This is a genomic window from Parasphingorhabdus litoris DSM 22379 (assembly GCF_020906275.1).
Taxonomy (GTDB): domain Bacteria; phylum Pseudomonadota; class Alphaproteobacteria; order Sphingomonadales; family Sphingomonadaceae; genus Parasphingorhabdus; species Parasphingorhabdus litoris.
In genome coordinates, this window is the sequence record NZ_CP086727.1 from 649151 (window position 1) to 661816 (window position 12666).

At 55.2% G+C, this 12666-nt stretch carries 9 protein-coding genes; 3 read left to right on the top strand and 6 right to left on the bottom strand.

The window, feature by feature from the left end; translation table 11 throughout:
- Nucleotides 1–24 precede the first annotated feature (24 nt).
- Entirely contained in the window at nt 25–2166 is a 2142-nt protein-coding gene (locus BS29_RS03245) for a protein-disulfide reductase DsbD family protein (protein ID WP_229955787.1), read from the bottom strand.
- Between the two features lie 83 nt (nt 2167–2249).
- Between BS29_RS03245 and BS29_RS03250 the strand changes: the two genes are divergently transcribed.
- Nucleotides 2250–3923 (top strand): alkaline phosphatase family protein, encoded by a 1674-nt coding sequence (locus BS29_RS03250; RefSeq protein ID WP_229955788.1) that lies wholly within the window; start codon nt 2250–2252, stop codon nt 3921–3923.
- 8 nt (nt 3924–3931) lie between these two features.
- Here the strand turns inward: BS29_RS03250 and BS29_RS03255 are convergent, their stop codons facing one another.
- Nucleotides 3932–4876, bottom strand: coding sequence for a right-handed parallel beta-helix repeat-containing protein (locus BS29_RS03255; RefSeq protein ID WP_229955789.1), 945 nt, complete (start codon nt 4874–4876; stop codon nt 3932–3934).
- Nucleotides 4877–5167: 291 nt separating this feature from the next.
- Here BS29_RS03255 and BS29_RS03260 point away from each other — a divergent pair, with 291 nt between their 5' ends.
- Both BS29_RS03260 and BS29_RS03265 read left to right on the top strand, forming a co-directional pair.
- The gene (locus tag BS29_RS03260) at nt 5168–5803 is read left to right on the top strand and encodes a PEPxxWA-CTERM sorting domain-containing protein (RefSeq protein ID WP_229955790.1); all 636 of its coding nucleotides are present in this window, start codon (nt 5168–5170) and stop codon (nt 5801–5803) included.
- A gap of 190 nt (nt 5804–5993) precedes the next feature.
- Entirely contained in the window at nt 5994–6629 is a 636-nt protein-coding gene (locus tag BS29_RS03265) for a PEPxxWA-CTERM sorting domain-containing protein (protein WP_229955791.1), read from the top strand.
- Between the two features lie 50 nt (nt 6630–6679).
- Here BS29_RS03265 and metH read toward each other — a convergent pair whose 3' ends face one another.
- The 4 genes from metH to BS29_RS03285 form a co-directional block, all read right to left on the bottom strand.
- Nucleotides 6680–9310, bottom strand: a complete 2631-nt coding sequence (gene metH, locus BS29_RS03270) for a methionine synthase (protein ID WP_229955792.1) — start codon at nt 9308–9310, stop codon at nt 6680–6682.
- A 118-nt stretch (nt 9311–9428) separates the two neighbouring features.
- The gene (locus BS29_RS03275; RefSeq protein ID WP_229955793.1) at nt 9429–10478 is read right to left on the bottom strand and encodes a homocysteine S-methyltransferase family protein; all 1050 of its coding nucleotides are present in this window, start codon (nt 10476–10478) and stop codon (nt 9429–9431) included.
- Complete coding sequence (gene metF / locus BS29_RS03280) at nt 10475–11431, bottom strand: methylenetetrahydrofolate reductase (RefSeq protein ID WP_229955794.1); 957 nt, start codon at nt 11429–11431, stop codon at nt 10475–10477. Before metF ends, BS29_RS03275 begins: the two co-directional genes overlap by 4 nt.
- Nucleotides 11428–12453: an ArsR/SmtB family transcription factor gene (locus BS29_RS03285; RefSeq protein WP_229956933.1), complete on the bottom strand. Its 1026-nt coding sequence runs from the start codon at nt 12451–12453 to the stop codon at nt 11428–11430. Before BS29_RS03285 ends, metF begins: the two co-directional genes overlap by 4 nt.
- Between the last annotated feature and the right edge of the window lie 213 nt (nt 12454–12666).

Genomic DNA, 12666 nt, shown 5'->3' on the forward strand with positions numbered 1-12666 from the left:
ATCGTCAATATCAAGGCTTGGGCATCAAGTGACCAAATCGGTCAGTGTCCCGACGGTCAAAATCTGCGGCAATATAACAGGCTCTTCGCCTGGTGCATAATAAAGATAAAGAGGCACGCCGGCACGACCATGTTTTTCCAGAAACTTGCTGATCGCTGGATCCGGACGAGTCCAATCACCCATCAGCACAGCCACATTGGCTGCGGCAAAGGCGTCGGCGGTTTCCTGACGCTGGACCGCAGCGGCTTCATTGGCTTTGCAGGTGATACACCAGTCGGCCGTGAAATACGCGAAAACCGGTTGATTGGCGGCCCGTAGTTCAGACAATCTGGCCTCACTAAACGGTTCACTGGGCAAGGTAGCGGCAGAAGCTGTCGCCGCACGCTGGGTTTCCATCGCTTCTTCATCGGGCAAGAACATTATACCGCCCATGACCGCAGCGATGAGAGCGCCTGTGGTAACCATCCCCCGTGAAAGCCCTTTTATCTGACCGCCGCCAAACCACCAGAGGATCAGGGCAACAAGCAGTAAAAAGATGAGCGAGAGCGCCAATCCATCTTCACCAATCTGGCGGCCGAGCAGCCAGATCAGGCCGATCGATGTCAGGAACATGGGAATGGCCATGGCCTTGCGGAAACTGTCGAGCCAGGCACCTGGTTTGGGCAGTCGGTCGCGAATGGCAGGAACAAATGCGATGAGCAGGAATGGCAAAGCTAGTCCTACACCCAATCCTGCAAAAATGATCAACGCAGCGATGGGGGGCAAGACAATCGTTGCGCCCAGGGCTGCCGCCATGAAAGGACCGGTGCAGGGGGTCGCCACAAAAGCGGCGAGCGCGCCCGTCCAGAAAGAACCTGCTGGTCCATCCTTGTCGGCCAGCTTGTTGCCGATATTGATATTGGGCAGTTCGAAGAGGCCAGCGAGATTGAGGCCGATCGCGGTCACGAGGGCAAGCAGGACAAAGATGATACGCGGGTCCTGTAGCTGAAAGGCCCAGCCGACTGCTGCTCCGCTGGCACGTAGCGCGAGCAATAACGCGCCTAGGGCGGTTGCAACCACGACGACTCCTGCCGTGTAAGCCAGTGCATCTCGCCGGACGATACCTTCCTCTCCGCCAGCCTTGGCCAGGCTGATTGCCTTCAGGCTCAGGATTGGGAAAACGCAGGGCATGAGGTTGAGCAGCAAGCCGCCGACAATGGCTCCGCCTAAAGCGATGAACAGAAGAGATGCGCTAGATTGGTCGCCACCACCAATAAAATTTCCGCTGCTACCGCCTCCTATCGGAACGCCTGACATTTCAACATCGCCTGCGGATGCCTTTAACGACAGGCCCATTTTCGGGCCGATTTTCAGGACACCAGAAATATTCTGTAGTTCATCACCGCGTGCGGCTGTTTCGATAATCAGTCTGTCGCCATCTCGATTCACCTTCTGCGGCGCAGCATAATCCACAATACCGTCTTCTTTGATAAAGAAATACGGTGATTCAACATCGATATTCTCTGGGAAGGGTATGGACAGGCGAAACAGATCATCCTTGACCATGAAGGTTGCAGCGCTGCCCAACTGGCGCGGTAAGGCCTCACGATAATCGTTAAACGCATTGTTGAGCGATACCGCTGCATCAGGCCCAACCACTTGCAGATTGATGGAAAGTTCATCCCGCTCGGGAACGCAGACTTCGTCCGTGCAGGCCAGCCATTCGGATTTGACTGAGATGGGTAGTGGTCCCGGTTTGACGCGTTCGGATACGACCAGATTCACAAGGACAGCATAGTCGCCCTTGTAGATATAATTCATGATTCCCGAAATCAGCAGAGTGTCAGGAACGGGATATTGGGCTTTTCCAGCGGTCACGCCATCGGGCAGGTTCCAGTCAAAGCTCATCCCAATGCCGGCGTCGCCGGGATTCTCCCAATAGCCGTGCCAAGTGGGTTTGGGTGTCATGACGAAAGCAAGGGTAACGCTTTGTCCCGCCTGAACCTGCTGCGATTCCGCGACCAGTGTTGCCACGACATTCAGTTCACGCTTGTCTGGGCCAATCTGCGCCCGTGCGGGGGAGATGCTCAGCAACGCGGCGAAGAAAATGGCGACAAAAAAGGTTTGTAATGCTGTTCGGATATTCTGAGCCGACCAAATGGTCGGCAAAGAGCTGTTAGATGTCATAAAAACTCACCACTTTATCTTTATCGCTGTTAGGCTATCTGGGCCTGTCTTGCCACAGCTGCTTTATATCATGGGGATTATTCGTGCGCTTCATCAAATATGTTACAAGTTTCATAGCTTTTATAGCGATATCCAGCACGGCCAATGCTGAAAATCACAGCAACACAAAATCTGGCAAACCGAAGCTTGTTGTTGCCATCTCTGTGGACCAGTTTTCCGCCGATCTTTTCAGCGAATATCGCAGCAGCTTTACCAGTGGTTTGAAGCGGCTGTCGGATGGTGCGGTTTTCCCGGCTGGCTATCAATCCCATGCGGCGACCGAAACCTGTCCGGGCCATGCGACGATCATGACCGGGGTCCATGCGGGCCGGGCCGGGATCATTGCGAATAACTGGATTGATCTGGACGTGAAGCGCGAGGACAAGACCATCTATTGCGCAGAGGATCCGCGTATTGAAGGCACCAGCTTTGGTAGCATTGTTACCGCTTCACAGGATAGTTATGTCGCCTCCGCATGGCATTTGCTGGTGCCCACTCTGGGTGAGCGATTGAAGCAGGTCTCTCCCAAATCCCGCAATGTCGCGGTATCGGGCAAGGATCGCGCAGCCTTGATGATGGGCGGTAATGATGTTGACGCGATTTACTGGTGGAAGGGCAAGGGTTTTACCACATTGAAGGGGCAATCTGTTGCCCCGGCGATCGGTTCGCTCAACGCCACTATTGGCGAGACGATTGATAAAGCGCGTCCGCCATTTGCCATTCCGGCCCACTGCAAGGCCCGCAACCGCAAGATTACAATTAATGACCAGCAATCTGTTGGCGAATATGCGTTTCAGCGTCCCGAGGGAGCCAGCCGGATTTTTCGCGGTTCGCCAGATTTTGATAGTGCGACGGTCAGCGCCGCTCTCGCCTTGGTCCAATCCATGAAGCTGGGGCAGGGCGAGGCTACGGATATTCTTTCCATCGGTCTGTCCGCGACGGATTATATCGGTCATGCCTTTGGTACGGGCGGGCTGGAAATGTGTATTCAGATGACCGAGCTGGACCGTAATTTGGGTGAATTGTTCAGCGCACTGGACCAGCAGAATATCGACTATATCGCGATGCTGACCTCCGACCATGGCGGGCACGACTTGCCGGAACGGCTACGAGCGCAGGGTGTTCCCGAGGCGCAGCGGATCGATCCCAAGCTCCATTCCAAAGATATTGGGGAGCAGATAAGGCAGGCGCTCTCCCTAACGGGTGACGAGCCATTGCTTCATGCGGATAGTCCATTTGGTGACTATTATATAAGCCTGTCTCTTGACGCCGAGACCAAAGCGAAGGTCAAAGCCGAAGCTATCCGGATTCTCACCCGTCATCCACAAGTTCACGCGGTTCTGGATGGCGCTGATCTGGCCGCTATGCCAATGCCGCGCGGGCCGGTTGAAGAATGGACCATGGCCGAGCGTGCGCGGGCATCCTATCATCCCGAACGGTCTGGAGATTTTATCGTGTTGTTGAACAAGGCCGTGACGCCGATTGCCAGAACCGGTCTTGGCTATGTCGCGACCCATGGCAGTCCGTGGGATTATGACCGTCAGGTGCCGATCTTATTCTGGCGTCAGGGCATGACCTATTTTGAACAGCCCCTATCCGTGAAGACAGTTGATATCGCGCCGACATTGGCGGCGATTATTGATCTGGAAATTGCGACAGACGAGACGGATGGCCGTTGTCTGGATATTGATGGCGGTGAGGGTGACAGCTGCCAGTAGTTGCTAAGCTACCGCCGCTCGTAGCGCGTTAATCCGCGGCCCAACCGGTTGTTGGCAATCCGCATCTGGTCACCGCTCCAGTCCGCAACGAACCAAGTGTTGCGCTCGACGCCTTTGGCAAGGGATGCGTTATTTGAGTGGATGTTGAGGCCAGCCGAACTGTGCTTCTTGCCTTCTGCCGCAACCGCGATGAAGGCGCTCCAGTTTTCCTTGTTCTGGCCTTGCACAAAAACATTGCCGCTGATCACACCGGATGCGCCAGCGGGCAGGTCGATCATGTAATTTGTCGTGCGGCCCTGGGTGTCGTCAAAGCTGCTGTTCGTTACGGTGATACGCGGCGCGCGGCTTTTCACATAATGGCCGCCGCTGCCTTTTTCGAAACGGCTGTTGGTTACGTTGAGCGAGCCATAATCGCCGATATAGATGCTGTGCGCACAGGATAGGCCCCGGTCACAGCGGCCGAGGCGCTGGAAGGTAGACCGGTCAATCACGATGCTGCCGCTCGCGTCATCGGCGGTCAGCAGGCCCTGTTCACTGTTGCGAAACAACGCATTGGTAATCGTCAGATTGCCGCGTTCGAGGCGGATTCCGGCACCATTGCCATCCGGAACACGCTGGTTCTGAAAGATGATGCCGTCAACTACGGCAGACTGACCGCGCAGCACCAATGATGCTTTGCCTTCGCATATCCCGCCGTCCAAGATGGTTTGCCCCGCGACGGCCGCGCGATAGGTGATCTGCCCTTCCTTCTGTACAGCGCAGTCCCCATAAGCACCCGGCGCAATGATGATCGTGCCTCTGCGCGCACCAATGGCCTCGACCGCATCGGACAGTCTGTAGAAACCCTGACCATTTTCTTCGACGGTAAATGGCGTGCCATTTTGTGCCAATGCAGCCGGGCTTGCGAGTGTTGCCAGCGTCGCTGCGATAAGGATGGAAGGCGAAATTTTCACGTCTGAAGCTCCTGACAAAGCGGGGGAAATATGATTTTGCTGATATCGTTCTGAAGCATCGTGCACAATATCGCCCGTCATGCTGTCCCAAAAACATGCACATGGCACGGTGTCAGTTAATATGCCGGGGTTAACATGACGCTTGTGGTTGTTTTTAGAACTGAATGAAGCTGGAGTCCCGAAACGGGACAGTTGTGCGCCAGATCATAGTCAAGAAGTTAATTTTTTGTTAAGGGCCAGCATCGGGTCGCATTGTAACGCGCGCATATTGCTCGCAAAAGGAAACTTACAATGCACAAACTTCTGTTAACCACCGCAGCGCTTGCGGCCTTAGCAACCAGCGGAACAGCAAATGCCGCGATCGTCATGGGCGAACTAACCGGTGGAAGCGCGCTCAATAACGGCGGTGTTTTTCAACAACTTAATCCAATGCCTGGCTTTAATGTCGGGAATAATAATCAACAGTCACTGAACCTGTTCGCCTTTGATGAGCAGCAGAATGTGACTCTCGGAGCCGCTATTGGCGGATTGGCTGCGGGAACGGTGGTGAACAGCCACTATGTCTTTTTTGATTCGGGTCCGAGTCGCAGGGCCATTGGCTATGTCGACTTTGACAGCGATATTTTGGCCGTGCTCGACGCCAAAAGCGATATGGATCTGACCGATGCCTCTCTGGGTAATCCCAATGTGAATTATATCAGCGTCGCGCTTCGCGGACTTGAAGGAGCGGATAGCTTCAACGTCATGGGCGACCGGTTGAACGTCAATTTCCGCGCATCAGATCCGGGTGATTATATCCGCGTGCTTACCGCTGCACCTGCGGTTCCGGAGCCAGCAACCTGGGCAATGATGATCGGCGGCTTTGGTCTGGTCGGCGGAGCATTGCGCCGTCGCCGTAAAATGGCAACCAAAGTCAGCTACGCTTAAACCTATCGTCACGAAGGACAATAGCCGGTCTCGCAAGAGGCCGGCTTTGTTCTTTTTTCCTCTGTCTGATATTCTGCGTAAACAGTCGTAACTTTTTGTTTTCCGGCTGGAAAGATGGTTAGCATTGGGTTAAGAAGCTCAAGAATCGGCGGATTTCGCCGCGAACCAGATGAGAAGATTGGAAGACAGAATGCGTAAATTTCTGATGGCTGCTGTTGCAGCGGGAAGCTTGTTCACAGCTGGATCGGCAAGTGCTGCGGTTGTGATGGGCGAGCTGACAGGCGGTTCTGCATTCAGAAACGGTGGTGTGTTCGAAGAACTGAACCCGGGTCCCGGTTTTTCTGTTGGCAGAAATAATCAGCAATCCAACAACCTGTTCGCCTTTAATGAGCAGCAAGGCGTTGCGCTAACCGCTGCGGTTGGCGGTCTCGCAGCTGGCACGCTTGTGAACAGTCATTATGTCTTTTTTGATCCCGCTGGTGGTCGTAGAGCCAGAGGCTATGTTGATTTTGACAGCGATATTCTGGGCGTTCTGACGACACGGGGTCCGCTAAGTTCGACCGACACTTTGCTGGGTCTCAGCAATGTGAACTATCTCAATCCGGGTGCTCGTGGTTTGGAAGGCAATGACCGTTTCAGCATCGCTGGCAACCGGATCAATGTTGACTTCCGGGCTTCCTCACCGGGTGACTTTGTCCGTGTTCTAACGGCTGCACCTGCAGTTCCAGAGCCAGCCACCTGGGCGATGATGATCGGCGGCTTTGGCCTTGTGGGTGGAGCGCTGCGCCGTCGCCGCAAGATGACGACGAAAGTCAGCTACGCCTGAATTTTCACATCATTGAAAAGATAGGAGCCGGCTCTCGAAAGAGGTCGGCTTTATTCGTTGAGATTGGGCCGTAGCCATTGCCGCGCTCGATCAAGCGAGACACCGCGCCGCTGCGCATAATCCTCGACCTGATCCTCTCCGATACGGGCCACACCGAAATAATCGGCCTGTGGATGGGCGAGATAGAATCCGGAGACGGCGGCCGTGGGCGTCATCGCAAAGCTGGTTGTCAGCTCAATACCCGTATGCTCGGTCGCGCTCAGCATATCGAACAATATCGGTTTCAGGCTGTGGTCCGGACAGGCGGGATAGCCGGGGGCAGGGCGGATGCCCTGATATTGTTCCTTGATCAGCGCTTTGTTGTCCAGATCCTCGTCAGCTGCATAGCCCCACAGATCCTTGCGCACATGCTCGTGCATACGCTCAGCAAAGGCTTCGGCTAGTCGGTCAGCCAGCGCCTTCAACAGGATGCTGTTATAATCATCCTTGTCCGCTTCGAAGCGCGCGACATGCTCGTCAATGCCGTGCCCGGCGGTCACCGCAAAGCCGCCCATCCAGTCATCGGATGTATCGATAAAATCGGCGAGGCAGTTATTTGATTTGCCTGATCGCTTGCTGACCTGCTGGCGCAGCATAGGGAGGGCGACCTCCTCATTTTCCGGCGATACCATGATGTCATCACCATCCCGCCGCGCGCGCCACAGGCCAGCGACGCCTTTTGCGGTCAGCCATTTTTCGTTGACGATCCGGTCCAGCATTGCCTGCGCATCTTTATAGAGATCACTAGCGCTTTCCCCGACCACTTCATCGGTCAGGATCGCCGGGAAGGTTCCGGCCAGTTCCCATGCCCGGAAAAACGGAGTCCAGTCGATATAGTCGCGCAGTTCCGCCAAATTCCAATCTTCATAGATATGCAGGCCGGGATTCTTCGGGGCGGGCGCTTTCTGCTCCATATCAATATCCGCACCATTGGCGCGTGCTTCGTCCAGTGTAGTGAGTTTCTTGGCTGTTTTGCCTGCCCGCGCTTGGCGCACCTGCTCATAATCCTCGCGTGTACTGGCGATAAAATCTTTGGCCTGTGTTTCGCTGACCAATTGCGAGGCGACACCCACGGCGCGGCTGGCATCGAGTACATAGACAGTCGGGCCGGAATATGCCGGTTCAATGCGCAAAGCGGTGTGGGTTTTGGACGTCGTCGCCCCGCCGATCAGCAGCGGCATGGTCATATTGGCGCGTTCCATCTCTTCGGAGACGGTCACCATTTCGTCGAGCGATGGCGTGATCAGACCGGACAGGCCAATCATATCCGCATCATTTTCATTCGCGGCTTTCAATATATCGGTCCACGGGACCATCACGCCGAGATCAATCACTTCAAAGCCATTGCATTGCAAGACGACGCCGACGATATTCTTGCCAATATCATGCACGTCGCCCTTGACGGTCGCCATGATGATCTTGCCCTTACCCTTGGCGCCTTCTTCCTTTTCTTCTTCGATAAAGGGGAAGAGATGGGCGACGGCCTTTTTCATCACGCGTGCGGACTTGACCACCTGCGGCAGGAACATTTTGCCCGATCCAAACAGGTCGCCGACGACATTCATTCCGTCCATCAAAGGGCCTTCGATAACCTCAATAGGCCGCCCGCCGGCATCCTTGACCGAAACCCGCATTTCTTCGGTATCTTCGATAATATGCGCATCAATGCCTTTGACCAGCGCATGTTCCAGCCGCTTGACGACATCATAGCCGCGCCATTCGGCCGCCGCTTTTTCCGCCGCCTTGTCGGTGCCGCGAAATTTCTCGGCCAGCGTGATCAACCGGTCGGTCGCATCTCCGCCCTCTTTGGGTTCGCGGTCGAGAATGACATCTTCGCAATGCTCGCGCAGGACCGGGTCGATATCGTCATAAATATCCAGCTGTCCGGCATTGACGATAGCCATGTCGAGCCCTGCGGGAATGGCGTGATAGAGAAAGACGCTGTGCATTGCCCGGCGCACCGGTTCGTTGCCGCGAAAGCTGAAGGACAGGTTGGAAAGGCCGCCCGAAAAATGCACATGGGGGCAGCGCTCTTTGATCTCGGCGACCGCTTCGATAAAATCCAGCCCATAGCGGCGATGCTCGTCTATCCCTGTGGCGACCGCAAACACATTGGGGTCGAAGATAATATCCTCGGGCGGGAAGCCGATGCCGGTGAGCAATTTATAGGCGCGCTCGCAAATCTCGACCTTGCGGTCTTTTGTATCGGCCTGTCCCGTCTCATCAAAGGCCATGACGACAACAGCAGCTCCATAAGCCATACATTTGCGGGCATGGGCGAGAAATTCCTCTTCACCTTCCTTCATCGAGATGGAATTGACGATGGGTTTGCCGGACACGCATTTGAGACCCGCTTCGATGACCGACCATTTGGAGCTGTCGATCATCACTGGCACGCGGGCGATATCAGGCTCCGCCGCGATCAGTTTCAGGAAGGTGGTCATCGCATGTTCGGCGTCGAGCAGGCCTTCATCCATGTTCACGTCGATAATCTGTGCGCCATTTTCGACCTGCTGGCGCGCGACTTCGACGGCGGCTTCATAGTCGTCGTTGAGGATGAGCTTTTTGAACCGCGCGGAACCGGTGACATTGGTACGCTCGCCAATATTGACGAATTGCGCGGAGGAGGAAGAAGTGGTCATTGATTTCCTTCTAGCCCCTCCCCTTCAGGGGAGGGGTTGGGGTGGGGTTGTCGTCGAAGAGGTGCTGGCCTGTAGCCCCCACCCCCGGCCCCTCCCCTGAAGGGGAGGGGGGAGAATGCTATGCCGCCATCGTGAATGGCTCCAGCCCAGATAAACGTGTCTGGATCGCCGGCGATACCATTGCACGCGGCGTGGCGCTCTCGACAGCTTCGGCAATGGCAGAAATATGCTCCGGCGAGGTGCCACAGCAGCCGCCAACGATATTGACCAAGCCGTCATCTAGCCACTCGCCAATCAGCGCAGCGGTTTGATCCGGCGTTTCATCATATTCGCCGAGTTCATTGGGCAGCCCGGCATTGGGGTAGGCCATTATCAGCGTATCGGCTTCCTTGGCCAACATCGCGAGATGCGGGCGCAACTGATCGGCACCAAAGGAACAGTTGAGACCCATGGTCAGCGGTTTCAGATGGCGCACCGCATGCCAGAAAGCCTCGACCGTATGGCCGGAGAGATTGCGGCCCGAAAGGTCGGTGAGCGTCATTGAAATCATCAACGGCACATCGCGGCCGCTGGCCTGCGCAGCCTCCTGTGCGGCCATGCCGGCGCATTTGGCGTTGAGCGTATCGAAGATTGTCTCGATCAGCAGAAAATCGACGCCGCCTTCGATGAGGGCATCGCATTGTTCGCGGTACACGCCTTTTAGATAGTCAAAGTCAATCTCGCGAAAACCGGGATCATTGACGTCCGGTGACAGTGACAAAGTCTTGTTGGTCGGCCCGATGGAACCGGCGACAAAGCGTTTCCTGCCGTCTTTCGCTTCGGCCTTGTCGCAGGCCCGGCGCGCGATTTCAGCGGATTTGATGTTGATATCCTTGACCAGATGCTCGCAGCCATAGTCGGCCTGACTGATCTCGGTCGAACTGAACGTGTTGGTTTCGACAATATCCGCGCCTGCCTCCAGATAGGCGGTGTGGATGCCTTCAATAATATCAGGCCGCGTCAGGCTGAGCAGGTCATTATTGCCTTTCTGGTCATCGGTCAGTTCCAGCGTGCCGCGATAATCGCGCTCGCCAAGGCCGTGATTCTGGATCGCGGTGCCATAGCCGCCGTCAAAGACGAGGATGCGCTCCGCCGCGAGCGCGCGGAGCTGTTCGCCGGGACCCGTCATGCCGCCTTCTCCTGCGCCGCGCCGGAGGGGCGTTTGCCGAGCAGGTGGCAGATCGCGTAGCTCAATTCCGCGCGGTTGAGCGTGTAGAAATGAAACTGGCGGACGCCGCCGGCGTAGAGCTTGCGGCACAGTTCCGCCGCGACGGTTGCCGCGATCAGCTGGCGCGCCGCCGGGTGGTCATCCAGGCCTTCGAACAGGTCGTTCATCCACACCGGGATCTCTGCGCCGCACATACCCGCAAACTTCCGCGTTTGGGCAACATTCGATACCGGTAAGATACCCGGTACCAGTTCGGCATCAATCCCTGCCGCTCCCGCTGCATCCCGGAACCGGAAAAACGCCTCCGCGGTGAAGAAAAACTGAGAGATTGCACGGCTTGCACCGGCATCCAGCTTGCGCTTCAGATTATCGAGATCGCTCTGCGGACAATTGGCCTCCGGGTGCGTCTCCGGATAGGCCGCCACCGATATCTCAAACGGTGCAATGTCCTTCAATCCATTCACCAGTTCCGCGGCACTGTTGTAACCTTCCGGATGCGGTTCAAAAGCCTGACCCTCAGCAGGTGGATCACCGCGCAGCGCGACAATATGCCGTACGCCGGCTTCCCAATAGGATTGCGCGACTTCCGCTATCTCCGCCTTGCTAGCGCCGACACAGGTCAAGTGCGCTGCCGCCGGAATAGGCGTTTCCTTCGCAATTCGCGCCACGGTGGCATGGGTTCGTTCCCGGGTCGATCCGCCTGCGCCATAGGTCACCGAAACAAACCGCGGGTTAAGCGGTTCGAGGGTCACAACGCTATCCCACAACGTCTGTTCCATTTTTTCCGTTTTCGGCGGGAAGAACTCAAATGAAACATCGGCATCACCGTTCAGTCCAGCGAAAAGCGGTACGTCCAGCGCCCTTTTTGCTTCTTCCAATTCAGTCAAGCCTAGGGGTTTGTTTTGTCCAGTCATAATTGCGCTCTTTTTTGAGAGAAATTGGAGGATAGGTCAGTGTCGCCACCAGGGTGAATTTGAGAAAGCCCAGATTTTCGGCCGATCCATATCTTAACTGTCAGCTTTCCGCCATCCAACGTCCGGCTCTGCCCCATATCAATCTGTGACGCGGCGAACCATCGCTTCATGCTATCATCAGAAAAGCCCAGTCGTGCATGAGCATGAGTGGTCCGCAACTCTTCATGGTCATGAGGAGCAAAATCCGTGATCATGATTGTGCCGCCTTCCCGGACAACCCGTGCTACTTCTGTAAGCACGGCTTCGGGATGCTGGGCATAATGCAATACCTGATGCAAGAGAACGCTATCAACCTTGCCGTCGTCAATCGGCAAATTATTGAAATCACCCAGCTTGAGTTCCGTTTTTCGTGCCAATGCAGCCTGGTCGGTTTGATCCGATTCATTCCCCAATAGCTTTGCCCGAGCAAGCCGCAGCATCTCCGGACTTTTATCGAGCGCAGTGACTTTGTCGGATTTCGGACCGAACAGCTCAACCATCCGGCCGGTTCCTGTACCGATATCAAGCATATGGCCCAAATCGACATCTTTCAGCAGGGCAAGCATTGCTTGTTCCACATCATCTTCTGGCAGATGCAAAGATCGGATAGCATCCCATTCTTCAGCATGTGCTTCAAAATAGCGTTCTGCCATTTTCGCTCGTGTCTCTCGCACCAGCGATAATTGCGCGTCGTCTGCAAGCGCCTGCTCAGACGATATAACATCATCGGATCGAAACAATCGGCGCAATATGTCGAGTTGCGAGGCCTTTCCAGGGCGTAGGAAAACCCAACTTCCCTCTTTTCGACGTTCTGCAAGACCCGCCTCATCCAAAATTCGGATATGGCGAGAAATGCGCGGCTGACTTTGGTTTAATATTTGAGCCAATTCGCCGACGGCGAGCTCCATATTGAGCAATAACAACATGATTCGAACGCGCGTCGGATCGGCTAGAGCCCGGAATATGGTGAGTAGATCGTCCATTTGGAAAATCATATAAAGAATTCTTTATATGTAGTCAATCCATTAGATTTGCTTTGTTTGAACGTCGATTTTTCGAAATGTTACAAAAAAAAGTCTCACAGGATCATGGGGTAAGGATGTTCGCCATTGCTATCCTTTTTCCATACAGCTAAAGCACGTGGCCGTAAGCAGTTTGAGGGAGTTTATCAGCTGTTTGCTTGGTTTTTGAGGAAT

Excerpts from the sequence above, each read along its gene's own strand:
- metH (WP_229955792.1), bottom strand. The coding sequence starts at position 9,310 with ATGACCACTTCTTCCTCCTCCGCGCAATTCGTCAATATTGGCGAGCGT.
- BS29_RS03285 (WP_229956933.1), bottom strand. The coding sequence starts at position 12,453 with ATGGACGATCTACTCACCATATTCCGGGCTCTAGCCGATCCGACGCGC.
- BS29_RS03265 (WP_229955791.1), top strand. The coding sequence starts at position 5,994 with ATGCGTAAATTTCTGATGGCTGCTGTTGCAGCGGGAAGCTTGTTCACA.
- metF (WP_229955794.1), bottom strand. The coding sequence starts at position 11,431 with ATGACTGGACAAAACAAACCCCTAGGCTTGACTGAATTGGAAGAAGCA.
- BS29_RS03275 (WP_229955793.1), bottom strand. The coding sequence starts at position 10,478 with ATGACGGGTCCCGGCGAACAGCTCCGCGCGCTCGCGGCGGAGCGCATC.
- BS29_RS03260 (WP_229955790.1), top strand. The coding sequence starts at position 5,168 with ATGCACAAACTTCTGTTAACCACCGCAGCGCTTGCGGCCTTAGCAACC.
- BS29_RS03245 (WP_229955787.1), bottom strand. The coding sequence starts at position 2,166 with ATGACATCTAACAGCTCTTTGCCGACCATTTGGTCGGCTCAGAATATC.